Consider the following 24,975-nt stretch of genomic DNA (forward strand, 5'->3'; position numbering starts at 1 on the left):
AGAGCTTAGATAATTCATGAAGGTAAGGTATAATAAAAGAAATGAAGAATTTGCCTGGGGAGGGATTATTGTGAAAACGTTTAAATTAATTTCCTTACAGATCCTGACGAAGGAAAAGCTAATACCGATTAAATTGATTGATGGATTGATTATAAATAAAGAAGATGATTTTAATCATTGGCTAATTGAAGTTTATACAGAATTAGCTGCTATTGCTTTTCTTGATGAAGCATTTCAGAAGAAGGAAGAGTTGCTTGTTCAAGCTGTTATTTCAAAAAAAGAAAATGATCCCGCTCCTTTTGAAGTAACCATTCTTTCTATCCAAAATTTTGGCGATAAAGCAAGCATTCTATTAGAAGGAACATTAAAAAGAGACAGAAAAGACTATGCAGAGCTATTGCTCCAATATCTAATCGAAGAAGGCTATGAAGGGAAAAAGCTATCGAATAAATTTACTGAGCTGATGCAAAGTAAACCACAAACGTTTTTGGAGAAGAAGTTGTAGGTTATAGAATAGACGAATCTCAAGGTCCAAAATAACCTTGAGATTCTGAACAAATAGACTTTTTATCGATCTAAATCGTCTTTGTCATTCATATCATCTTTATCTTCGATCATGTCTTCACCAGGATCATTATCATCCTTTGTTGGATCTAGATCATCATCTCTATTTTCATCTGGTACATCTGATTCGTTGTCATTATCCAAATCAGTACCTCTGTCTGGAACAACGTCATTCGTATCTAGATCTTTATCTTCGACTGTGGTATCATCATCCGGTGGAGGACTTTGATTATCATCATTGTTACCACAAGCAGTTAACAGCATAGCAGATAATGCTGAAACTCCTAATAACTTCATCCATTTAGTCATTCGTTATACCCCTTTTCTTGATAAGTATCATTCATGACCAATTATTTGGTCAGTTATTAGGTTATCCAAGAAAAGAAAATTATTACGCCTTAATATTCAATTCCAATAATAAACAATGTTTGAATGAAAAAAAGAAGAAGCTCCTCGTTATACAGACACCTCTTCTTTCTACCTTTTTATGCTTCTTTCTTATCTCCAAGAGCAAACATAATTTCTGCTTCACATGCAATTTCTCCGTCAACAGTGGCTACACATTTTCCCTTTCCAAAGTTGCCACGTAATCTCGTCATTTCTACTTCTAATCGCAGCTGATCCCCAGGAAACACTTGCTTTTTAAAGCGACAGTTATCCACTCCAGCAAAGAAAGCTAATCTTCCTTTATTCTCTTCCTTGATCAACATGGCAACCGCTCCTACTTGTGCTAAAGCTTCTACAATTAATACACCTGGCATAACTGGGTATTCAGGGAAATGACCATTAAAATATTCTTCATTTGCCGATACATTTTTGATTCCTACAGCTTTTTTACCTTCTTCCACTTCTAAAATTCTATCTACTAATAAAAATGGATATCGATGCGGAATAATTTCTTTAATTTGATTAATATCTAACATTTTGTGACCTCCTACTAATATGTGGTTATATTATATTGTACTAAAAAAAGCTATAAAAAAGGAAGGGATATCCCTTCCTTTTTTAAGATGTTTTTCAAAATAATTATTTTAGCTAACATCCTGAACAGTTATTACATTAACTTGATCATTCCAGCACATCACCAAAAAAGGAATCTGTAATTATTTTTACAAATTCCTCTCTTAATTACTCTTCATTTATTAAATTGACAATATGCGTCCAGGTTTCTTTTTTAAAGGTATCCGTTGCTTTTCCGTTTCCCATAACACTATAACCGACAACGGCTCCAGCTAGAACACTTACAGCCAGTACTAAAAGAATGACAACAATACGTAGCCATATAGGAAACAGACGAACTCTAATCTTCTGCTTAGGAGAAGTTTTCTCTTCTGGATTATTCTTCTCTTTTTGATCTTCTTTAACCTGTTCTCTTGTCTTAACCATTTCTTGACTACTGCTATTTAATGCCATCACTTTTCTCCTTTTTAACGTATTCCATTCACTAATCCCATCATCTGATCTGCTAAAGAGATGGATCTGGACTGAAATTGATAGGAGCGCTGTGTAGCAATCAGATTGACCATTTCTTTGCTTATATCCACATTAGATTGTTCTAATGCATTCTGTTTCATTGCGATTTCATTTCTTCTGCCGCCATTCAAATCAACCATCACTTGATTTTCATCAGCAGTGTCAGAGAGTCGATATAAGTTCTCCCCTGTTTTTTCAAGGCTTTGTGGATTATTAGCATACGATATGCCAAGATTAAAGGTTTCCTGACCGCCATTATCCAATTTAACTGTTAAAGATCCGGTTGGTGAAAAAGCATATTCTTTAACATTATTATTTAATAAAATTGGGTTATTATTCTCATCAAGGATAGCATGGCCTTCTTTCGTAACCAGCATGTTCTCATTATTAGATACAGGTGATAAATACATCGCTCCATCTCTCGTATAACGCATTTCGGAAGTTCCTCCGTCTTGCACCAATACTCTGTATAATTGTCCTTCTTTCGTCAGTGCTGTATCTAAAACGCGATCAGTTGCTTTAATCGTTCCTTGTGTCATCACTAATTGTGTTTGAGCCATTTTAGCGCCTACGCCTTGCCTAATTCCGTTTGGCGTCTGACGATTGACTTCTTGTGTTTCATCCTTTTGATTATTAAATTGCTGATAAAGCATATCTGTAAACGTCCCATTTTGTCTTTTATAGCCTGTAGTATCTACATTAGCCATATTATTACTAATAAGATCCATTTGCTTTTGCAGCTGTGTTAAAGTATTACTAGCCGTTATCATCGTTCTATTCATAGCGATTCCCCCCTTTACTACTATCTAAATCATTCTTATAGCTTACCAATTTCATTTGCGGCTTGATCCATACTCTTATCATAAGCCTGCAATATTTTCTGATTAGCTTCAAATGCTCGATAAGCAGTCATCATATCTGTCATTGTCTGCGCTGTATCAACATTAGAATTCTCTAAAAAGCCTTGATTGATTTGAAAGGTAACTTGGTTATTTGCATATGCACTTTGTAAAGTGGCTCCATCTTGTGCTCGATACAAACCATCACCCTCTTTTACGAGTTGTTCTGGTGAATCTGTATAACTTATTCCAAGACGATACGCTTCTCCATTACTGCTTGTAAGCACTCCATCAGATGTAACAGAAAAATCCGTGCTTGTAAGCTGAATTCGTTCGTTATTTTCATCTAAAACGTAAGCACCACTAGAAGTAGTTAAATACCCTTGGCCATCTAATGTAAAATTTCCGTTTCTTGAATAGGCAACTCCATTATCATTTTGTACTGTAAAAAATAATCCGCCGCCAGCATTCGTTCCATTCCCTGGAACATTCGCGTTTAAGATCGCTAAATCCGTCTTTAATCCTGTTTGATTAAGATCACCCTGAGTAAACTTCGGTATTGCTTCTTGCATATAGACTCCTGTTGCTAAATAGCCTACTTGCTGCTTTTCTATCGCACCAACCGCATTTTTCCTAACACTTTGCTGTAATAATTCAGGAAAAGCTCTCATGGATGATTTGTCTGCCTTAAAACCCGGTGTCGTACTATTGGCCATATTATTAGAAAGCATTTCGGTTTTGCGTTGCTGAGCAAGCATACCAGAAGCTGCTGTATAGAACCCTTTAAACATAACTGTCTCCTATCTATACAAAGATTTCGATTCAAGCATATATATTCTATTATAAAAAAAATATCAAAAGATTACATTAAATTTTGTTGAAAAAAGTCTAAAAATGTTCATTATATTTATCATTTATTATATCGGCTATTCATAAGAACAATCTACTGGAAGATAAAGGAGGAAGAATCTTATCGCCACTGAGAAAAACAGAAATGGCAAAATAAAAAATCGGAAAAAGAAAAAGAAATTTTTCCATTCCGATTTTTTATGTTTAAGACTTATTCAAACGGGTATGAAATAAATAGATTTCATTTTCCTATGCATAAACAAGTATTTTTCACTTGTTTATGCCCCCCCATTTTTTAGCCTAATTTTCTTTTGGGAAGACGATCAATATTATCTAACATTATTCCTGTCCCGATTGCTACACAATCCATTGGATTTTCAGCTACTAATACGGGAACCTTCAACTCATCCGCTAATAGTAAGTCAATCCCGTGCAGCAATGCTCCACCACCAGTTAAGATAACTCCACGATCAATGATATCAGCAGAAAGCTCAGGCGGTGTTCTTTCTAAGACACTTTTAGCAGCTTGTACAATAATAGATACGGACTCTCTTAATGCTTGCTCAATTTCCTCTGAATGTACCGTAATGGTTCTTGGAAGACCAGAAACCATGTCACGACCGCGAATATCCATTTCTTCTTTTCGAGAACCTGGAAAAACAGTTCCAATATTAATTTTTATATTCTCTGCCGTCCGTTCTCCAATTAACAGCTTATATCTTCGTTTAATATATTGTAGAATTTCATTATCAAATTTATCTCCAGCCATTTTAATACTAGAAGAAGTAACGATATCACCCATTGATAACACTGCTACATCTGTAGTACCGCCACCAATATCAACAACCATATTTCCACTTGGTTGGAAAATATCCATTCCTGCACCGATCGCTGCAACCTTTGGTTCTTCTTCTAAATAGATTTTCTTTCCACCGCTTTTTTCCGCTGCTTCTTTAATTGCTTTTTGTTCCACACTAGTAATATTTGTAGGACAACAAATAAGAATTCTTGGCTTTGAAAGAAATCCTTTTACGTTCAATTTATTAATGAAATGCTTTAGCATCGCTTCTGTTACATCAAAATCAGCGATAACACCGTCCTTTAATGGGCGAATAGCAACAATATTTCCTGGCGTACGTCCGACCATACGACGAGCTTCTTCTCCTACCGCTAATACTCTGCCTGTATTGCGATCTAATGCCACAACAGAAGGCTCATTTAATACAATCCCTTTTCCTTTTACATGAATGAGAACATTTGCTGTTCCTAAATCGATACCAATATCTCTAGCAAACATTATATATGCTCCTCCTTCGCCTTTAGCTTTTCCATTTTTTTCGTTTGTTCATTTTATAATTTCATTTTCCTTATAGAGACAAAGAGCTGGCTTCCACACTATATGTAACGACATCCTCATATTTAAGTTTCATTAAATGTAGTTAAATGAAAAACATTCCTAAGAATACCTTTCATTCACACAGTTATAGCACCTTTTTAAATGCCACTAAATATTTACATCGCTTAAATATGTCTTTCTTATCGCTCTATATTAAATCAACCATTTTCATTCTTTTGTAAAGTGAATTATGTATGTTTTCAGGTTAAAATTTGTATGTTTTTTTCTCTATCTATTTAAACCACTCTAATTTTTTATTTTATCATAAGATAACGAAATAAGTAACTTTTTGTAAAAAAAATGAGTTTTTTTTCACAAAATAATCCTCTTTTTTTCAAAAAAGAAAAAGGACATTGCTTCCAAGGTCCTTAAAGCTATTATGTACCCTTTATCAGCATTCCAAAATGAGTTGCTTTTTATACTCATTCTTTTTCTCTATCGATGGAGGCACCTCCACCGATAGACTGTTGAAACTCCATTTTTCTAAACTTCCCTTTCTGTTTTAAATATTTCCAGGGTAACTTCCTATCGATACTTTTTCTATATAATTAATGTCGTCATAATAAAGAATTACCCTGGAATTTCTTACTGTACAGTTTCCCCTTCAAGCTCTTCCTTTTTATACTTCATTTTTGTTGCTTCCCCACCGCGTAGATGTCGAATAGATTTATGATAATCAAGGATCTCTTTCACTTCATTTGCTAAATCTGGGTTAATTTCAGGAAGTCTTTCTGTTAAATCTTTATGGACTGTACTTTTGGATACGCCAAACTCCTTCGCTATTACGCGAACCGTTTTTCTCGTCTCCACGATATACTTTCCAATCTTGATAGTTCTCTCTTTGATGTAATCGTGCACACCACTCGCCCTCCCTAAATTGGATGTGAGAAGTGTGAAATGAGACTCGCTTTTCGCTTCATCGAAATTCTTCATCCCGCACGTTTCCTTTCCTGCATAATACTTTTCTTCATGCGGCAGAAAGTTAAAACCTTTCTGTTGTTATAGGGATTAAACATGTCCTCAACTACATATCCACTGTCTTCAAACGACCCCTCACTCCAAACTTCCGCTTTGTAAGGTTTGTAACATTTTATTAGCTTGGGTAAGACTTTATGCAGAAAAATATGAATAGGGACAAGGTTTATCTGTTTTTTTCTATATTTACTTGTTTTTTTTGAATTAAATGGCTAAGTCTTATGTGAAACAATTGATAGGAATTATATTTTGCAAAGAGGAAATTGCTGATGTACGGTTTTACATCTGTTATTTTTGGTGAAATATCTGTCGTTTTCACTGTTTGGAGGTTAAATATTTCCCGAGAAATTTGTCATTTTCCGCTCGTAAGTGACAATTTTTCATTTGTGTCTCTAACTTATAGTTAAATTATACTAATACTTTTTACTTATTAATATTTTGAGTCATTATTTTTCTTGCCTTTAGTGGACTATTCGAGGATATAAATAGAGATGTCTAGATGAGAATTTTTTCTATTTCTTATTATTTTCGACATTTCCCATCCATAAAATACTTCTTTCGAGAATACATAAAGGTTGCCATAAAGCAGCTATCACTCGCATAATATTATTTTATGCTTTGTAAAAACTACTTATAGCAACCTCTAGTAATTAAGCGTTCGGATCTGTGGATGTAGATCCTTCTGAATCTTCATCCTGATTAGCGTTTGTTCCATTTTTTAAATTGTTATCTGTCGGCATTTCTTCATCGGAATTGCTTGATTCTTCTACTGCTGATCCGTTTTCAGAAGTAGCACCAGAAGTATCATCACTTTGTAAAGCACTTAACGGTTTACCAAAATAATCAATAGGGTTCACAGCTACATTATCTTTTCTTACTTCAAAGTGTACATGAACACCTGCTTCTTGATTCAACTTACTTTTTCCAGCAGTTGCTAATGGTTGGCCTTTCTTGACTTCAGCGCCTTCTTCCACTTGGAAATCCTTCACAGATTGATAATATGTTTTAATCCCATTGTCATGATCAATTTCAATTGTATTCCCTAATAGAGAATCCTCCGCAACTTTTGTAACGGTTCCACTTAGAGCAGCTACTACTTCAAATTCGCTGTCATCTTCCATTTTCAAATCAATACCTGTGTTTGGCTGATATTGATTATTGTAGAATACTAAGGATTCAGCTTGTTTTTCTTTACTAGCCGTATTATCATAGAACTCTTTTTGTGTAATGAAAGACTCTTCATCAACTACTGGCCATGCAAAGTTCTCAAATTCTTTTGCAACTGGTTCTGCAGGTTCATCTGTTTGTTTTGTTGGCATATCAGCGTTATCATATTTATACTTATCTGTTTCTGATGCGCTATTTTGATACCAAAGGACACCTGTTAGAATAATAGCTGCACTTGCGATATAAATGGCTGGAAATGCCCAACGCTTTTTAAAAAAGCTTTTTACTTTTGACTTTGGAGAAGTACGTTTGTTTTCTTCCTCTCTCATTTTATCATCACCTCAGCAATCATTCTGAACAGATAATGATAAATATATACCTACATGCTAAAAAAATTTTTTGGACTTATTTTTCGACAAAGTTCTAGAGTTTATACATAGAAACGAAAATTTTAATTATTAGCTGAATAAAGAACGCAAAAAAGCAAGCCTTCTTGAAGAAGACTTGCTTTTTAAAGTGGGGAAGTTATGGGATTAAGCTGTAAGATGAATCTGTAATTAATGCTTTGGCTGATTCCTCCGCCGCTTTGGCTGATTCCTCCGCTACTTTGGCTGATTTCTCCGCTGCTTTGGCTGATTCTCCCACTACTTTGGCTGATTCCTCCGCCGCTTTGGCTGATTTCCCAGCTACTTTGGCTGATTCCTCCGCCGCTTTGGCTGATTCCTCCGCTACTTTGGCTGATTTCCCCGCCACTTTGGCTGATTCCTCCGCTACTTTGGCTGATTCCTCCGCTACTTCGGCTGATTCCTCCGCTACTTTGGCTGATTCTCCCACTACTTTGGCTGATTCCTCCGCTACTTTGGCTGATTCCTCCGCCGCTTTGGCTGATTTCCCCGCTACTTTGGCTGATTCCTCCGCTACTTTGGCTGATTCCTCCGCTACTTTGGCTGATTTCTCCGCTGCTTTGGCTGATTCTCCCACTACTTTGGCTGATTCCTCCGCCGCTTTGGCTGATTCCTCCGCTACTTTGGCTGATTTCTCCGCCGCTTTGGCTGATTCTCCCACTGCTTTGGCTGATTCCTCCGCTACTTTGGCTGATTCCTCCGCTACTTTGGCTGATTCCTCCGCTACTTTGGCTGATTCCTCCGCCGCTTTGGCTGATTCTCCCGCTGCTTTGGCTGATTCTCCCACTACTTTGGCTGATTTCTCCGCCGCTTTGGCTGATTCTCCCACTGCTTTGGCTGATTCCTCCGCTACTTTGGCTGATTCCTCCGCTACTTTGGCTGATTCCTCCGCTACTTTGGCTGATTCCTCCGCTACTTTGGCTGATTTTCTTATTTCTGGGCTGTATATTTCGCTAGCATATCATCAGATGCTGTTACATCTACCCCTTTATAATAGTATTTTACGATTTCCTTGTAGTTTTTCCCATTTGCGGCCATTCCGTTTGCCCCATATTGGCTCATGCCGACACCGTGACCGTATCCTTTTGTAGTAATATAAACGGTATTTCCCTTTCGTTCCATTGTAAAGTCCGTTGATTTTAATTTTAACTTTTCTCTAATGTCTGTTCCTGATATTTTTTTTCCATTAATCTTGGCACTTGCAATCCGTTTTCCTTTTGTATATTTAACGTCTTCTAATACTTCCCTATCGGCTGTCAGCGTAACGCCTAAGCTCTTCTCCAAGTCCTTTACTGGTATGGTCACTTCCCCTTTAAATTTCGGCGAATTGACATCCCAGGGGCTTTTCACACTTTGTAAATAAGAGATCGAATTAGCCCAGACATCATCTGAATTTTCCGTGTATCCGTTGCTTGTAGAAAAAAAGGTGGCATCAATAGGAGTACCCTCATACGTTAAAATTTGCCCCTTTGTAGCCGCTACAGCCTCTTCTATCTTAGCCATATTCTTTTTCCAGTCCAACCCATCGTTTTCCCAAATTTTCTTTAATTCATCGCGATTATTATACACTTGATAGTTAATTGTATCGCCAACTAAAGCTCCCTCTGGCAGATTTGTTTTCTCTTGATTCATCATTCTTTTTACAATATATGTTCTAGCTGTTAAGGCTTGTGCTTTTAATGCTTCTTTTTCAAATTTCGCTGGCATTTCTGATGCAACAACTCCAACTACATATTCTTCTAAGTCTAATTTCTCTACTTCTTGTTTATTTTCACGATATACAGCTACTTCAATAGCAGGCTCTGGCTTTTCTGCAGGTGGTATATGACTCTTTACCTCTTCCTTTTTATCCTGAATAGAGGGGAGAACAAGGATGGTAGGAACAAGTAAAGTAATAACAAACAGAATGACTCCTAGTACGATGAAAGGTTTGATTTTAATCATGAATAAAGCCTCCATAAGATAGAAATAAGACCTTCTTAACTGTCTCTAAAACATTCTTATGGGAATGGACAAGCTTTTATTCCTTCTTTTTTCTAGAGAAATACCCTTAATTTATGGTTCTAAATATTTCGGTTTTGCATACTATTTTAGCAATCCTGTTATTTAAACATCTTCTGCATTTCCCTCTATTATATAACAGCCTTTTAATAAAAATTATGGCACATACCTAAACACAATTTGAGCCTTCATTGAACTTCTAAAATATTTTTCATATTATGTATAATTTTACCCACAAAAAAACAAACTTTATCTATCGGAATGAAATCGATAAATAAAGTTTGCTTAATATATTATGCATTTAAATCTGCAACATAGCTTGCTGTTAACGTTAATTCGCTTTCTTCAGTAATTCTTTCAATATCAGCGCCTAATGCAGCTAATTTTTCGTGGAAATTAACATAGCCACGATCTAAATGCTTAAGCTCTGTAACGCGTGTAATACCGTCTGCAACAAGTCCAGACAATATTAAGGCAGCTGCAGCACGTAAATCAGTAGCAGCTACTTCTGCGCCTTGAAGATTAGTTGGTCCATTCATAACAACAGAACGACCTTCAATTTTCACGTCGCCATTCATACGTCTAAATTCTTCTACATGCATAAAACGGTTTTCAAAAACAGTTTCTGTAATCATGCTAGTTCCCTTTGCACGAAGAAGTAATGCCATCATTTGAGATTGCATATCTGTTGGAAATCCTGGATGAGGCATTGTTTTGATATCTACAGCTTTTAAATTTTCTGCACTAATCACACGGATACCGTCTTCTTCTTCTTTGAAAACAACACCCATTTCTTCCATTTTGGCAATCAAGGATGATAAATGTTCTGGAACAGCACCCTGTACAAGGACATTTCCATTCGTAATAGCAGCAGCAATTAAGAATGTGCCTGCTTCAATTCTATCCGGAATAATCGTATGTTCTGTACCATGCAGCACTTCTACACCTTCAATACGAATAGTTCCTGTACCTGCCCCTCTTACTGTTGCGCCCATTTTATTTAGAAAGTTTGCTAAGTCAACAATTTCCGGTTCTTTTGCCACGTTTTCAATAATAGTCGTACCTTCTGCTAAAGAAGCAGCCATCATGATATTTTCCGTAGCACCAACACTTGGGAAATCAAGATAGATTTTCGCACCTTTTAAACGTCCATCTACGGAAGCTTCGATAAATCCATTACCAACCTGAACCTTTGCTCCCATTGCTTCGAAACCTTTTAGATGTTGATCAATTGGTCTTGATCCAATTGCACAACCACCAGGTAATGCTACTCTTGCATGACCATTTCTTGCTAACAAAGAACCCATTACTAAAACAGATGCGCGCATTTTTCTTACGTACTCAAATGGCGCTTCTACGCTTAAATCGCTTGATGCATCTACAGTTACTTCTCCGTTTTCAAAATGTACTTCTGCATTTAAATATCGCAATACTTCATTAATCGTATATACATCTGAAAGAGTCGGAACTGATTTAATTATACTTTTTCCATCACTTGCTAATAATGTAGCGGCGATCACAGGCAAAACGGCATTTTTTGCGCCTTCTACTTTAACCGTTCCATTCAACCTTTTTCCGCCGCGGACGATGATTTTATCCAAAGTCTATTCCCCTCCGCGTCCAATATCTCTATATTAATATTCAATCGTTATGATGGGTGTGCCAACTACGAAGGTAGTTTTTCCTCCCATATCTTGTGTTCTTAGTCCTATTTGTACATTCATTTCCTTTTCGCTATTATCAATTCGTTCTTCAAATAACGGCGTATATGCGGAGGTGGATATAAAATCATCCTCTTCCAACGCCTCTACTTTTTTTGCCTGAAATGCATCTAGCAAATGGTTAACTTTATAAGGCAAAGTCTCATTCATCTTATCACTGAATTCGCCTTTAATACAAGAGAAAATTGTTGGTTTTCCTCGAAATATGTCAGAAATTTTTTTATTAATTTCCATATCTAACCTTTTCATTTCTTTGTCCGCTAACTTCTTTCCTCTCACCTCATACATAATATATGATTGGACGTTATCAGTTGTTAAAGAAGTGGTTAAGATTATACTTTCTTCTGTTTGGCCACTGGATTTCAAGACCATCTTTGCTTGCCAGCTCTGATGATTTTTCGTTTCCACCCAATCACCATTTGGGAAAACTGTTTTTAACTCCGACTGATATGCTTTTGCATCTTCAATGCTTGTAACATTTTCCAGTCTTTCTCTTGCATGCAGAGACCATTCATTAATCGTTACATTTTCTTGTTTTTGTAAAATTTCATTTATAGTTATTAAGTCAGACTTCGTTCTCGCGATAGTGATGTTATTCCCAATTGTAAGACAAGCCAAACCAATTAATATTGTTATTATAATTAACGTTTTATTTATTTTCATTGTTATTCCTCCCCCATACTACCATTGTTTCCAAGGAGAAGAATTGCATACTAATGATTAATCGTCACTTTTTGACATGAATAAAACGTTAATCAATGAACAAACTATTTAAGCACACAAAATGAATTTTACTTAAAAAACGAACGAATGAAAACATGTATGAAGACCTATCTTTGTAATTAATTATTTCTTATTTTGGTAATTACTTCAATATTAATGGTAATTGTTGAGACCAAACTAAATAGTCGAGTAAAAAATTACTGACAACCGATCCCATTATAATGGCTAATAATACATATAATACTCGTGCTTGAAAAACTCTGTTTTTACGAAGGAATTTCTCAAAATTTAGTGACTGTAATGCCCACCACGAAAGAGCGATAAAAACGATATGTATCAAAATACTCAGTAATGCCTGTTGTCCAAAAGCTTCTACCATTTTTTCCTCCCATCTATCCCTTCTGTTTCAACTATTATTTGACGTATTGACTTATAAAAAGGTTTCACTTTGTGTTATTATTTTTTTATTTTTTTCATCTTAAAAAATGTAAACATTCATCCAGAGTGGGTTTCTCTCCTCCCTGCTGACTGTTTGTTGCATTTTTATGCCCAATCCGGAGTGTTAGCTTTACTCTTAGTGTCACTTATTTAACTGCCCAATAATTTTTAAAATAATAGGACATCTACTTTACCGCTCTATATCTTTCCTTTAGGTCTAACCCACTAAAAAAAGCCCCCTTAGGGACTTTTTTAGTATTTTTTCTCAACAATGGATATACGATTCATTGCACGTTGAAGAGCAAGTTCTGCACGTCTAAAGTCCACATGTTCTGATTTTTGAGCATGTAATCTTTGTTCAGCGCGCTCCTTAGCACGTAAGGCACGATCATAATCAATTTCTTCCGCTAATTCGGCAGATTGAGCAAGTACTGTCACCTGATCTGGGCGAACTTCTAATATTCCACCATTCACCGCTATATATTCAGAATCTGAACCATTTTTCAAATGAACAGCTCCTATTTTAAGTGGAGCAACCATTGGAATATGGCCTGCTAAAATTCCAAGTTCTCCACTTTCTGCTTTTGCGATCACCATTTCTACATCTGATTCATGCACCGGGCCATCAGGAGTTACTACATTGACTTTAATCGTCTTCATTACTACCCCTCCTGATTATTTTATACTTCTACACCCATAGATTTAGCTTTTTCGATTGCTTCTTCAATACGACCAACTAAACGGAATGCATCTTCTGGAAGGTGATCATATTTACCATCAAGAATATCTTTAAATCCTTTTACCGTTTCTTTTACAGGTACGTAAGAACCTTTTTGACCTGTAAATTGTTCTGCAACGTGGAAGTTTTGAGATAAGAAGAATTGAATTCTTCTTGCACGGTGAACAACTAATTTATCTTCATCGCTTAGCTCATCCATTCCTAAGATACTGATGATATCTTGAAGCTCTCTATAACGCTGTAGTGTAGATTGCACATTTCTCGCTACATTGTAATGTTCTTCCCCAACTATTTCAGGAGAAAGGGCACGAGAAGTAGAAGCAAGTGGATCTACCGCTGGGTAAATACCCATCTCTGTTAATTTACGCTCAAGGTTTGTTGTTGCATCCAAGTGAGCAAACGTTGTAGCTGGAGCTGGATCTGTGTAGTCATCCGCTGGTACATAGATTGCTTGGATAGAAGTTACAGAACCTACATTTGTTGATGTGATACGTTCTTGTAATTTACCCATTTCAGTTGCTAATGTTGGCTGGTAACCAACCGCTGATGGCATACGGCCAAGCAACGCGGAAACCTCAGAACCAGCTTGAGTAAAGCGGAAAATATTATCGATGAAGAAAAGAACATCTTGTCCTTGTTCATCACGGAAATATTCAGCCATCGTTAATCCTGTTAAGGCAACACGCATACGAGCACCTGGCGGCTCATTCATTTGTCCGAATACCATCGCTGTTTTCTTAATAACGCCTGAATCCGTCATTTCATGATAAAGGTCATTTCCTTCACGAGTACGTTCCCCAACACCAGCAAAAACAGAAATACCACCATGTTCTTGCGCGATATTGTTGATTAATTCCTGAATTAAAACTGTTTTACCTACACCGGCTCCACCAAATAGACCAATTTTCCCACCTTTAATATACGGCGCTAATAAGTCTACCACTTTAATACCAGTTTCTAAAATTTCTACTTGGGTTGATAATTGCTCAAACTTAGGAGCTTCTCTGTGAATAGAATCACGTCTTGCACTTGCTGGAATTTCTGAATCTAAATCGATTGTTTCTCCTAATACATTAAATACACGACCTAGTGTTACATCCCCAACAGGTACGGAAATAGATTTTCCAGTATCTAATACCTCTGCGCCTCTTGTAACGCCATCTGTAGAAGACATTGCAATAGCCCGAACTGTGTTATCACCTAAATGAAGGGCCACTTCAAGGGTTAATTCTATGTTAGAAGAACTATTTGGACCTTGAACAATGCGTAATGCGTTGTTAAGGTCAGGTAGACTTCCTCCATCGAACTTCACGTCAACAACTGGTCCCATAACTTGAAGAACTCGTCCTGTGCTCATTAATTTCCCTCCTAAACTTTCTTAAAGCAGGTTCTGCTAAAACATTAAGTCTAGCAGAACTTATTTATATCGTTATTCTAACGCTGCAGCTCCACCAACGATTTCCGTAATCTCTTGTGTAATCGCGGCTTGTCTTGCACGGTTATACTGTAAACTTAAATTGTCTATTAATTCTTTCGCATTATCAGTAGAATTCTTCATCGCTGTCATACGTGCAGAATGCTCACTAGCTTTACTATCAAGCAGAGCACCATAAAGTAGACTTTCTGCATACTGTGGTAATAGAACATCGAGAATTTCTTCTGCTGATGGCTCAAATTCATAGGATGTTAATGTCTTATTAGAAGCATCCATTTCCGTTAACGGAAGAACCTTCTTCTCTATCACATCCTGCTGAATAGCACTTACATAATGACTATAGTAAACATAAAGTTCATCAAAAGTACCATCATCATACATACCTACTGCTTTGCTTGTTACATCTCTAATATCTAGGAAATCTGGTAAATCAGGAATTCCCACTACATCCAAAATGACATTATGTCCTTGCTTTAATAGAAAGTCTCGACCGATTCTACCAATAACAATTATGGCATATTCATCTTTTGATTGATGACGTTCTTTAATTGTTTGATTTAGCTTTCTTAGTACGTTACTGTTGTATGCTCCTGCTAATCCACGTTCAGAAGTAATAACCAGATATCCTGTTTTTTTAACAGGGCGTGTTTGAAGCATTGGATGGCTAACACCTGAGCTGCCTAGAGCCACAGAATGTGTCACTTCTTCCATTTTAGACATATACGGAATAAATGCTTTTACATTAATAACCGCTCTATTCATTTTCGCCGAATACACCATCTGCATGGCTTTCGTAATTTGGCTAGTCTTTTTTGTTGAGTCAATACGAGCTTTTATATCACGTAAAGATGCCAAAGATTCTCACCACCAATCTATAAGTTTGCCTTCTTATTCAGAAGCTACAAACGTTTTTTTGAAGTCGTTAATTGCTGCGTTCATATCATCATCAGATGGAAGATCCTTAGTTTTAACAATATGTTCTACCACATTTGTATGATTATGATCTAACCAATTTAAGAATTCTTCTTCGAAACGTTTAATATCCACTACAGGAATATCATCTAAATGACCACGTGTAAGTGCATATAGAATTGCAACTTGTTTTTCAACTTTTAATGGCTTATTAAGATCTTGTTTCAATACTTCTACTGTACGAGCACCACGATTTAATTTATCTTGTGTCGCTTTATCTAAATCAGATCCAAATTGAGCGAATGACTCTAGCTCACGGAATGATGCAAGGTCAAGACGTAATGTTCCAGCAACCTTTTTCATTGCTTTGATTTGGGCAGAACCACCAACACGAGAAACAGATAAACCTGCATTAATCGCTGGACGTACGCCGGAGAAAAATAGATCAGATTGTAAGAAAATTTGTCCATCTGTAATCGAAATTACGTTTGTTGGAATATAAGCAGAAACATCTCCTGCCTGTGTTTCAATAAATGGTAGAGCCGTAATTGACCCTCCACCTTTTGCATCACTCAATTTAGCGGCACGCTCAAGTAGACGTGAATGCAAGTAGAATACATCCCCTGGATATGCTTCACGACCTGGAGGACGACGAAGTAATAGGGACAGTTCACGATAAGCAGATGCTTGTTTTGTTAAATCATCATATACGATTAAAACGTGTTTACCGTTATACATAAACTCTTCACCCATTGCTACACCAGCATATGGAGCTAAGTATAGAAGTGGTGCTGGTTGAGAAGCAGATGCTGTTACAACGATTGTGTAATCTAATGCACCATTTTTACGTAATGTTTCTACAGCGTTACGTACTGTTGATTCCTTTTGTCCAATCGCAACATAAATACAAACCATATCTTGGTCTGCTTGGTTTAGAATCGTATCGATCGCTACAGATGTTTTACCTGTTTGACGGTCACCAATGATTAACTCACGTTGTCCACGACCGATCGGCACTAGTGCATCAATGGCCTTAATTCCTGTTTGAAGTGGCTCACTTACTGATTTACGATCCATTACACCAGGTGCTAAATACTCAATTGGACGAGTCTTGGTAGTGTTAATTGCACCTAGTCCATCAACTGGTTGACCAAGAGGGTTTACTACGCGTCCAATCAGCGCATCTCCTACTGGGACTTCCATGATTCTTCCGGTACGACGAACTTCATCACCTTCACGAATATCTGTATAAGGTCCAAGAATAATGATACCGACATTGCTTTCTTCTAGGTTTTGAGCTAAGCCCATTACTCCATTAGAAAATTCAACAAGCTCTCCAGCCATACAGTTATCTAGGCCATGTACACGAGCAATACCATCACCAATATTAATTACAGTACCAACTTCACTTACTTGAACTTCCGATTGGTAACTTTCAATTTGCTTTTTTATAAGAGCACTGATTTCTTCCGCTTTGATGCTCATGCGTTTCACCCCTATCTAAAGAATTACTATCCTAATAATTGTCGTTGTAGACGGTTCAGCTTCCCTTGAAGACTACCATCATATATTTGATTACCGATTCTCACCTTAATTCCGCCTAATAGGTTAGAATCAATGATATTTTCAATATTTAGCGATATTTTCCCCACTTTTGCAGCGAATGTAGCTGAAATAGCTCTTTTCTCATCCATAGTTAACGGTTTGATGGAATATACTTTTGCATCTGCAATCCCTTTTGCTTCATTAACTAGTGCAATAAATTGATCACATATACTAGTAATCATCTCTTCACGATGACGATCAATCAATAGCATTAAAAGGTTTTGTATATACTCACTCGCAGAAGCAAATGCCACTTTCACCATTTCTTTTTTCTTTTCTAATGCAATATTAGAAGATTGTAGAAATGTATGAATATCAGGTGAAGAAGTGACTAATGATCTTACTACTCGTACTTCTTCATCTAGCTGATCGATCTGTCCGTTTTCTTTGGCGATTTGGAAAAGGGCTAAAGCATAACGCTTTGCAACACCTGTATCCATCATCGTTTCTCGCCTACCTCTTGAATGTAATCATGAATTAACTTTTCTTGATCTTGTTCATTTAATTCTTTTTCAATCACTTTAGAAGCGATTAAAACAGAAAGAGAAGTGACCTGATCGCGAATTGTTGCAACAGCTTTTTCTTTTTGCTGTTCAATTTCTACTAGAGCAGAATTTTTGATTCGCTCTGCATCTTTTCTTGCATCATCAATGATTGTTTCTCTTTGAGCATCTGCTTGTTGTTTTGCTTTATCAATTAATTCTTGTGCGTCATTACGTGCTTCTTTTAATAATGCTCTTTGTTCTTCTAATAGTTTGGCAGCTTCTTGTCTGCTTTTCTCTGCATTATCTATTTCATTTGCAACAAATTCCTCACGATCCTTCATCATTTTCATTAAAGGACCCCATGCAAATTTTTTGATTGCCCACAGTAATAATAAGAAAGATAGTAATTGAACGATTACATCACCGCCCGCAAAATTCATTACGGCACCTAATACTAATCCATTTGTGAACACGCTTGATTCACTCCTTTCAGATAGTGTTTTGTATCACATACAGGAAACCTTTATTCGCTTATGGAAAAAAGGTGAATATGCTTATTTATAAAATAATAGGAACAATTTGTTAGCTATCGAAATACGCTTTTCACATGTTTTTCATGTGAATTGTTGATTTTAAATAAAGGAATGGCGAAGGTTCTTATCGAATGATCTTCGCCATAACTGGAATAATATTATTCTTATTCTATTAAAGAACCATAAATGCGATAACAACCGCCATGATAGGAATCGCCTCTACGAATGCAACCCCGATGAACATTGTTGATTGAAGCATACCTCTTGCTTCTGGCTGACGAGCAATCCCTTCTACTGTACGAGAAACGATTAATCCGTTACCTAAACCTGCACCTAGTGCTGCTAAACCAATTGCAATTGCTGCTGCTAATGAACCCATTATTAAAATCCTCCCTAAATTGTAATTATTATAAAGTTTGTCCATATTCTGAACTGGGTATATATATTAATGGTCTTGACTTACTTTATGAGCCATATAAACCATTGTTAATAAAGTGAAAATAAATGCTTGGATACTTCCGATAAAAATGGAGAATCCCTGCCATACCATTGTTAATGGGAAGGCCGCTACTGTTCCAATATAATTGGCTTTCGCTAAACCATTTACTAGTAAGTTTAGTAGTACCTCACCTGCATAAATGTTTCCGTATAAACGAAGACCCAGTGTGAGTGTGTTTGAAAATTCCTCTACTATTTTCAATGGTAATAAAAATCCTACTGGTTGGACAAACTCTTTAAAGTACCCTTTTGTACCACGCATTTTGACACCGTAGTAATGAGTTAAACCGACTACCATAATTGCCAGCGTTAACGTTACACCAGGGTCTGCAGTTGGCGATTTCCACCAAAGCTGATGGTCGACTGTAATAGCAAAAGGTAAACCTAACATATTGGAAATAAAGATATACATTAGAAGAGTGATTCCTAAAACATGAAACCTTCCTCCGTCTTTCCAATCCATGTTATTTTTAATAATATTACGGACAAAGTCCATAATCCACTCCATCAAATTTTGTCTGCCGGTCGGCTTCATTTGAAGATTCCGAGTGAGAAAAAACGCAATTAAAAAAACAATTAAACTTGATACAACAATCATTAAAACATTGGAATAGTTAAAATATAATCCAAAGTGTTCATGAATCGGTGCTTCATGATGCAATATTACTCACCTCTTTTCTCACCATTCTTATGTAAAATAAAATAACGCACTAAATAATCTGCCATAATGACAATATAAGCTGTCATCAATCCAATTACAACACTTATTAAGTGAACTTTTTGTGGATATTCTACGGCAATTAAGCAAACTATTACTGCTGTAGCCATTCGGGAAATGGTTCCTAAGCCATAAACCTTTCCTTGTTCTTCAATGGCTTTATCAAAGACCTTTGCTCTTCTAACCAGTAAGGTGAGATTGAATACACTGGCACTTGTCCCGACGAATAGACCAAGAAAAACAGATTGATAGGGGGTGAGCGCCCAAGCAAATGCACAAAATGATAAAAAGAAATAAAGGTATTTCTTAACCCTCATATAAATCTCAAACAATTGTTCCAATTCTCTATCCTCCTTATTTTCAGGGCATCACTCTAAACCCGCGAAAATAAAGCGAAGCAGAGAAAAAGCACATTCCTTTTGTATCATTTCGGGCATTATACCATATGTTTATCTTTCCTTTTCAACCGATAAACGAAGCGATTATATCGCTTGCCCCTTAACTCTATTAACACTATACTAGTGTTAAAATCTTGATACTCCGCGGGTGAAAACCTATTCATACCCCTTGTAAGCATACAATAGGGTATTGTCAATGTCAATGCATTTAAATACAAAAAAAAAATTCATTGCTCACCATTTAACAATCTCTTTCTTATAGCTTATTTTATTTTTAGAATTTTTTCAAGCATGTCCTCCTTCCCAGCTTTTTTGGCAAATATTTTCATTCGATATGTCCCTGCTTCTTCTACTTTTGTTAGGGCAAATTCACCTTTTAACCGACCTCTTTTTACTTCTTTTTTCCAATCTAGAAACCGGACAAATTGTAATGTATCTTCTCTAAAAAGAGCAATTCCAAATTCTTCAGCACCAGTCGGCAAATAGGTCTCATATTCATAACAGCTTTCTCCATTTTTCTTGTGAAAATCGAATCCCATAATTCTTGGATAATCTGGTTCTTCCAATACATATAAATAGGGTAATTCAATTAATTTTCCGCCTGCCCTCACTCTAATTATACCATCTTGCAGTTTCCTATTGAAAAGGTTATCATCGATATTCATTATTATTGGAATATTTTTCTTTTCTCCTGGTTTTATTGTAAAAGAAAGAGGAAGTTTCCAGCTAATCCCGCGCTTTCCTTTGGGAAAATCAAAAGATATTTTTTCCTTTCTTTTCCCTGCATTTTTAATAGTGATATACGCTTTATATTGATTCTTTTCTTTTACTAATTTATATTTTCCGAAACGAATACTACCTGGCATAATTAAAATATTGGCATCTACGGCTTGGTCAACTTGAATTCGACCCGCTCCCTGCTCATACACTTTATATGTCACATTTTGTCTATTTTTGACTGACTTTGCGGTATTCATTAAAGCCGCTTTTACTTCTTCCGGACCCCAGTCAGGATGCACTTCCAACAATAACGCACAGGCTCCAGCAACAAACGGAGCTGCCATACTCGTTCCCTGTAAAGCCATATATCCATCTGGAACTGTGCTATTTATCACAACTCCAGGCGCGAGAACATCTGGTTTAATTTCCCATGTACTTGTAACAGGTCCACGCGAGCTAAAATCTGCCAGTATATCCTTTTCCCACTTTTTTTCGATGGTTACATATATTTTCTTTTTTTGAATAGTCTTCTTTATAAATTCTCCTTCCTCCTTTGTAATTCCTGCTACTGGTATAGGGACTTCTTTTTCTAGCATTCCTTGAAATGCTCCGGGCAAGTTATTAAATATTAATACCCCGACCGCCCCAGCCTCATAGGCATTCTGCACTTTTTCAGTAAATGTCAATTCTCCTCTTTCTATTAATACTAACTTTCCTTTTGCATTCGTTAACTGCTGCTTCTTTCCTATTCCACCGCTTGCTAATGGAATAGATGCCATCCCCTTCCATTCTTTACTGTTCTCCATATTTGTTAAGGCAATTTTCTTATCATTTATGGTGAAAAAAGGAGTATGGATATTTGGCGTGGTAGCGCCAACGGAAATGGCTTTAGCTGCTGTTCCTGGAGAGCCAACTGTCCATTCGGCCGGGCCAGCGTTTCCAGCTGCTGCAACCGCAATTATCCCCTTCTTAACGACTTCATTTAAAGCCAGACTAATTGGCAAATCTGGGCCGTTCACATCACTGCCTAATGATAAATTGATAATATCAACTTTATCTCTGACAGCTCTATCGATTGCTGCTAATATTTGTTCTGTTGTTCCAGAACCACCTGGACCTAATGCTCTATAGGCATAAATTGTTGCGTTCGGAGCAACTCCTTTGATTTTTCCGTTTGCTGCAATAATTCCAGCAACATGAGTTCCATGAAAAGTATCTTTATTCCCTAACCCTTTTGTTTCCATCGGGTCCTTGTCCTTATCCACGAAATCATAGCCACCCCGATAATTTTTGGCTAAATCAGGATGTTGATAATCTATCCCTGTATCGATGACCCCTATTTTTATTCCTTTGCCACTAATATGATCTAATGACTTGCCTAAGTAATTCCTAATTTCATCTGCTCCTATTATTTCAACTGGGTCTTCTGCTTCTGCCATATAAGTCTGAACCTTTGAGACTTGGTTCACGCTTTCGCTTTGTTTTAATTTTTCAAGTTCATATACCGGTCCTTCCACAGAAAAACCACTGAATACCTCTGTAAAAATATATCTTCTTTTTAAATCAGGATATCGGCTAAGCAGCCGATCGATTTCTTGTTCGGCATAATTCTTCTTTGTATGCACAATAGCAATTTGAACTTCATTGGAATTTTGCGAGGGAAGATTTGGAGTTTTTAAAGATGCTGCCATTGTTAAATGTGATAGTAATAGTGGTATAAAGAGGAGAATTCCGAGTGTTTTTTGTAGCATTATTACCGCCCCCTGCAAATCTTTATGCTTTTTATTTTGACCGCAAGTTGTGTTTTTATGTATTGGCAAAAATACACATCGCAATCCAGATGTGACATTTATCACAAATGAATATTCAACTATTGAGGAAAGCAAAAGACTCTCAAATTTATAAAGATTCTTTTCCTAAGAAGACTTTTTTAGATGAGCAGAATAAAAAAATACCCAGAGCTATGTTGCTCTGAGCATTTCTTCCAACGGTATTATTTTGTACCAAATAATCGGTCTCCAGCGTCTCCTAGACCTGGTATAATATAACCTTTTTCATTTAATTTTTCATCTAGTGCCGCAATGTAGATATCTACATCTGGGTGTGCCTCTTTTAATGCCTCTACCCCTTCAGGAGCTGCGATTAAGCACATAAATTTAATATTTTTTCCGCCTCTATTTTTTAAAGAGTGAATTGCTTCAATTGCAGAACCACCAGTAGCAAGCATTGGGTCTACAACAATAAAATCTCTTTCTTCGACATCCGAAGGTAACTTAACATAGTATTCCACTGGCTTTAATGTTTTAGGATCACGATATAATCCAATATGTCCAACTTTCGCAGCAGGGATTAATTTTAGAACCCCATCCACCATTCCGATACCAGCACGCAGGATAGGAACGATACCCAGTTTTTTACCTGAAAGAACTTTTGATTTTGTTCTTGCGACCGGTGTATCAATTTCAATTTCTTCTAATGGCATATCACGAGTAATTTCAAAAGCCATTAAAGTAGCCACTTCGTCTACTAACTCCCTAAATTCCTTCGTACCTGTTTGTTTTTCTCTGATGTATGTAAGTTTATGCTGAATTAATGGGTGATCAAATACATATACTTTTGCCACAACTATTCACTCCGTTCCTTCATTAGTATAAATATCCGCTTTTTTCGACAGGATACTTCGTTAACACACTTCTATTTATTCTACAGAAAAAGTATTTCTGAATCAACTGAAATTCTTTTCTAAATTTGAATTTTCTATGATAGTTTTTCCGAAAACCTAGAAAAAAATCGTCTTAAAAAAAGAGAACAGTCAATAAGCCGCTATGCGCCTTATCGATTGTTCTCTTCCTCTTATAGTTCCTTGTACAATTCAAATTTACTTGTTAATGCTGTTACTCTTTTGGCAGCTTCTGCTAACTTCTCAGCGTCTTCATGGTTTTTAAGTGTAAACCCAATAATAGATGCTATTTCATCCATGTCCTCTAAACTAAAGCCACGAGATGTTACCGCTGCTGTTCCAATGCGGATTCCACTTGTCACAAAAGGACTTGCTGGATCATAAGGAATTGTGTTTTTATTTACAGTAATCCCCACTTCATCCAATACATGCTCTGCCACTTTTCCAGATAAACCCAATGATTGAAGGTCAACTAATAATAAATGATTATCCGTACCGTTCGACACTAAGTTTAATCCTTCTTTTTGCAGACCACTTGCTAACCTCTTTGCATTTGCAATAATATTCTCTGCATAATCTTTAAAATCAGCTTGCAATGCTTCCCCGAACGCAACAGCCTTTGCTGCAATTACATGCATCAACGGACCACCTTGAATTCCTGGAAAAATAGATTTATCAATCTTCTTGGCATATTCCTCTTTGCATAGAATCATTCCTCCACGTGGCCCACGTAAAGTTTTATGTGTTGTAGTAGTAACAAAATCAGCATAAGGAACTGGATTTTGATGTAAGCCTGCAGCAACCAAACCAGCTATATGAGCCATATCCACCATTAAGTATGCTCCAACCTCATCAGCAATTTCACGGAATTTCGCAAAATCGATTTCACGTGGATATGCACTTGCTCCAGCTACGATTAATTTTGGTTTATGAGCCAACGCTTTTTCACGAACATCTTCGTAGTTAATATAATGTGTTTCTTTATCCACACCATACTCCACGAAATTATATTGAACACCACTAAAATTAACAGGGCTACCGTGTGTTAAATGCCCACCGTGTGACAAATTCATTCCTAACACAGTATCTCCATGCTCTAAAATGGTAAAATAAACAGCCATATTTGCTTGCGCACCTGAATGCGGTTGTACGTTTACATGTTCCGCACCGAAGATTTCCTTCGCACGATCACGAGCAATATCCTCGACAATATCTACATATTCACATCCACCATAATAACGTTTAGCAGGATAACCTTCTGCATATTTATTAGTTAATACAGATCCTTGCGCTTCCATTACCGCTTCACTAACAAAGTTTTCTGATGCAATCAATTCAATCTTCGCTCTTTGGCGTCCTAATTCTTGTTGTATTGCTTTAAAAACCAGTTCATCTTGCTCCGCTAAATGCTTCATATGTATTTCCTCCCGACTATTCTCTCTTTTCCACCGTAAATCTGCCTCTATTCTATCATGTATATATTTTAAAAGGAAAGAGCAAATTTACGAATTATCAAATGATTTATACACTTTTCGTTCGGTTTTTTTAAAGTATTTTCGTTATTTTTTTTAAAAGATACAAAAAAAATTATTTTTCTACTATTTCAATAAAATGAACCTGTGTTAAAATATTAATTTTTTTATTATCATTGGGTGGTTTTCTTAGCAAAAAATTATTATTTAGCGATAGTACTCAGGGGAAT

Annotated in this window: 26 protein-coding genes; 1 reads left to right on the forward strand and 25 read right to left on the reverse strand. The window is 36.6% G+C overall.

Going from position 1 to position 24,975, the window contains the following annotated elements; translation table 11 throughout:
• The first annotated feature begins 70 nt into the window (after positions 1-70).
• Entirely contained in the window at positions 71-505 is a 435-nt protein-coding gene (locus C2I06_RS16675) for a YwpF family protein (RefSeq protein ID WP_095329604.1), read from the forward strand.
• Positions 506-567: 62 nt separating this feature from the next.
• On the opposite strand, the gene C2I06_RS16680 is transcribed toward C2I06_RS16675, so the two are convergent.
• The 25 genes from C2I06_RS16680 to glyA all read right to left on the reverse strand — a co-directional run bounded on the left by C2I06_RS16680 (position 568) and on the right by glyA (position 24,688).
• On the reverse strand, positions 568-873 hold the full coding sequence (locus C2I06_RS16680) for a hypothetical protein (protein WP_095329601.1): 306 nt from the start codon (positions 871-873) through the stop codon (positions 568-570).
• A 176-nt stretch (positions 874-1,049) separates the two neighbouring features.
• Positions 1,050-1,487 (reverse strand): 3-hydroxyacyl-ACP dehydratase FabZ, encoded by a 438-nt coding sequence (gene fabZ, locus C2I06_RS16685; RefSeq protein ID WP_047942697.1) that lies wholly within the window; start codon positions 1,485-1,487, stop codon positions 1,050-1,052.
• Between the two features lie 205 nt (positions 1,488-1,692).
• Entirely contained in the window at positions 1,693-1,977 is a 285-nt protein-coding gene (locus C2I06_RS16690; RefSeq protein ID WP_095329600.1) for a DNA-directed RNA polymerase subunit beta, read from the reverse strand.
• Positions 1,978-1,991: 14 nt separating this feature from the next.
• On the reverse strand, positions 1,992-2,819 hold the full coding sequence (locus C2I06_RS16695) for a flagellar hook-basal body protein (RefSeq protein ID WP_123258485.1): 828 nt from the start codon (positions 2,817-2,819) through the stop codon (positions 1,992-1,994).
• 35 nt (positions 2,820-2,854) lie between these two features.
• Complete coding sequence (locus tag C2I06_RS16700) at positions 2,855-3,667, reverse strand: flagellar hook-basal body protein (RefSeq protein WP_095329598.1); 813 nt, start codon at positions 3,665-3,667, stop codon at positions 2,855-2,857.
• A 353-nt stretch (positions 3,668-4,020) separates the two neighbouring features.
• A complete protein-coding gene (gene mreB, locus C2I06_RS16705) occupies positions 4,021-5,022 on the reverse strand; it encodes a rod shape-determining protein (RefSeq protein ID WP_095329597.1) in 1,002 nt (333 codons plus the stop codon).
• Positions 5,023-5,706: 684 nt separating this feature from the next.
• Positions 5,707-5,979, reverse strand: a complete 273-nt coding sequence (gene spoIIID, locus C2I06_RS16710; protein WP_016204804.1) for a sporulation transcriptional regulator SpoIIID — start codon at positions 5,977-5,979, stop codon at positions 5,707-5,709.
• Between the two features lie 767 nt (positions 5,980-6,746).
• Positions 6,747-7,592, reverse strand: coding sequence for a stage II sporulation protein SpoIIQ (locus C2I06_RS16715; RefSeq protein ID WP_095329596.1), 846 nt, complete (start codon positions 7,590-7,592; stop codon positions 6,747-6,749).
• Between the two features lie 196 nt (positions 7,593-7,788).
• Positions 7,789-8,496: a hypothetical protein gene (locus C2I06_RS16720; protein WP_123258486.1), complete on the reverse strand. Its 708-nt coding sequence runs from the start codon at positions 8,494-8,496 to the stop codon at positions 7,789-7,791.
• A gap of 101 nt (positions 8,497-8,597) precedes the next feature.
• The gene (gene spoIID / locus C2I06_RS16725; RefSeq protein ID WP_095329594.1) at positions 8,598-9,611 is read right to left on the reverse strand and encodes a stage II sporulation protein D; all 1,014 of its coding nucleotides are present in this window, start codon (positions 9,609-9,611) and stop codon (positions 8,598-8,600) included.
• A 350-nt stretch (positions 9,612-9,961) separates the two neighbouring features.
• Positions 9,962-11,269 (reverse strand): UDP-N-acetylglucosamine 1-carboxyvinyltransferase, encoded by a 1,308-nt coding sequence (gene murA / locus C2I06_RS16730; protein ID WP_123258487.1) that lies wholly within the window; start codon positions 11,267-11,269, stop codon positions 9,962-9,964.
• 33 nt (positions 11,270-11,302) lie between these two features.
• A complete protein-coding gene (locus tag C2I06_RS16735) occupies positions 11,303-12,052 on the reverse strand; it encodes a YwmB family TATA-box binding protein (protein ID WP_095329592.1) in 750 nt (249 codons plus the stop codon).
• A 202-nt stretch (positions 12,053-12,254) separates the two neighbouring features.
• Positions 12,255-12,491, reverse strand: coding sequence for a DUF1146 family protein (locus C2I06_RS16740; RefSeq protein WP_095329591.1), 237 nt, complete (start codon positions 12,489-12,491; stop codon positions 12,255-12,257).
• Positions 12,492-12,802: 311 nt separating this feature from the next.
• A complete protein-coding gene (locus C2I06_RS16745; RefSeq protein WP_047940726.1) occupies positions 12,803-13,210 on the reverse strand; it encodes a F0F1 ATP synthase subunit epsilon in 408 nt (135 codons plus the stop codon).
• Between the two features lie 20 nt (positions 13,211-13,230).
• On the reverse strand, positions 13,231-14,646 hold the full coding sequence (gene atpD / locus C2I06_RS16750; protein WP_095329590.1) for a F0F1 ATP synthase subunit beta: 1,416 nt from the start codon (positions 14,644-14,646) through the stop codon (positions 13,231-13,233).
• Between the two features lie 72 nt (positions 14,647-14,718).
• Positions 14,719-15,579, reverse strand: coding sequence for an ATP synthase F1 subunit gamma (gene atpG, locus C2I06_RS16755; protein ID WP_095329589.1), 861 nt, complete (start codon positions 15,577-15,579; stop codon positions 14,719-14,721).
• Between the two features lie 33 nt (positions 15,580-15,612).
• Positions 15,613-17,121: a F0F1 ATP synthase subunit alpha gene (gene atpA / locus C2I06_RS16760; RefSeq protein ID WP_095329588.1), complete on the reverse strand. Its 1,509-nt coding sequence runs from the start codon at positions 17,119-17,121 to the stop codon at positions 15,613-15,615.
• A gap of 26 nt (positions 17,122-17,147) precedes the next feature.
• A complete protein-coding gene (locus C2I06_RS16765; protein WP_123258488.1) occupies positions 17,148-17,684 on the reverse strand; it encodes a F0F1 ATP synthase subunit delta in 537 nt (178 codons plus the stop codon).
• Complete coding sequence (gene atpF / locus C2I06_RS16770) at positions 17,681-18,199, reverse strand: F0F1 ATP synthase subunit B (protein WP_095329586.1); 519 nt, start codon at positions 18,197-18,199, stop codon at positions 17,681-17,683. Before atpF ends, C2I06_RS16765 begins: the two co-directional genes overlap by 4 nt.
• 232 nt (positions 18,200-18,431) lie before the next feature.
• Positions 18,432-18,638 (reverse strand): F0F1 ATP synthase subunit C, encoded by a 207-nt coding sequence (gene atpE / locus C2I06_RS16775; protein WP_016204791.1) that lies wholly within the window; start codon positions 18,636-18,638, stop codon positions 18,432-18,434.
• 66 nt (positions 18,639-18,704) lie between these two features.
• The gene (gene atpB / locus C2I06_RS16780) at positions 18,705-19,418 is read right to left on the reverse strand and encodes a F0F1 ATP synthase subunit A (RefSeq protein ID WP_095329585.1); all 714 of its coding nucleotides are present in this window, start codon (positions 19,416-19,418) and stop codon (positions 18,705-18,707) included.
• A gap of 2 nt (positions 19,419-19,420) precedes the next feature.
• Positions 19,421-19,816, reverse strand: a complete 396-nt coding sequence (locus C2I06_RS16785; protein WP_095329584.1) for an ATP synthase subunit I — start codon at positions 19,814-19,816, stop codon at positions 19,421-19,423.
• A gap of 320 nt (positions 19,817-20,136) precedes the next feature.
• Positions 20,137-22,344: a S8 family serine peptidase gene (locus C2I06_RS16790; protein ID WP_235850239.1), complete on the reverse strand. Its 2,208-nt coding sequence runs from the start codon at positions 22,342-22,344 to the stop codon at positions 20,137-20,139.
• A gap of 242 nt (positions 22,345-22,586) precedes the next feature.
• Positions 22,587-23,216 (reverse strand): uracil phosphoribosyltransferase, encoded by a 630-nt coding sequence (gene upp, locus C2I06_RS16795; protein ID WP_095329583.1) that lies wholly within the window; start codon positions 23,214-23,216, stop codon positions 22,587-22,589.
• A gap of 230 nt (positions 23,217-23,446) precedes the next feature.
• Positions 23,447-24,688, reverse strand: coding sequence for a serine hydroxymethyltransferase (gene glyA, locus C2I06_RS16800; RefSeq protein ID WP_095329582.1), 1,242 nt, complete (start codon positions 24,686-24,688; stop codon positions 23,447-23,449).
• Between the last annotated feature and the right edge of the window lie 287 nt (positions 24,689-24,975).

The organism is Niallia circulans, from assembly GCF_003726095.1.
In the GTDB taxonomy this organism is placed as follows: Bacteria; Bacillota; Bacilli; order Bacillales; family Cytobacillaceae; genus Niallia; species Niallia circulans_A.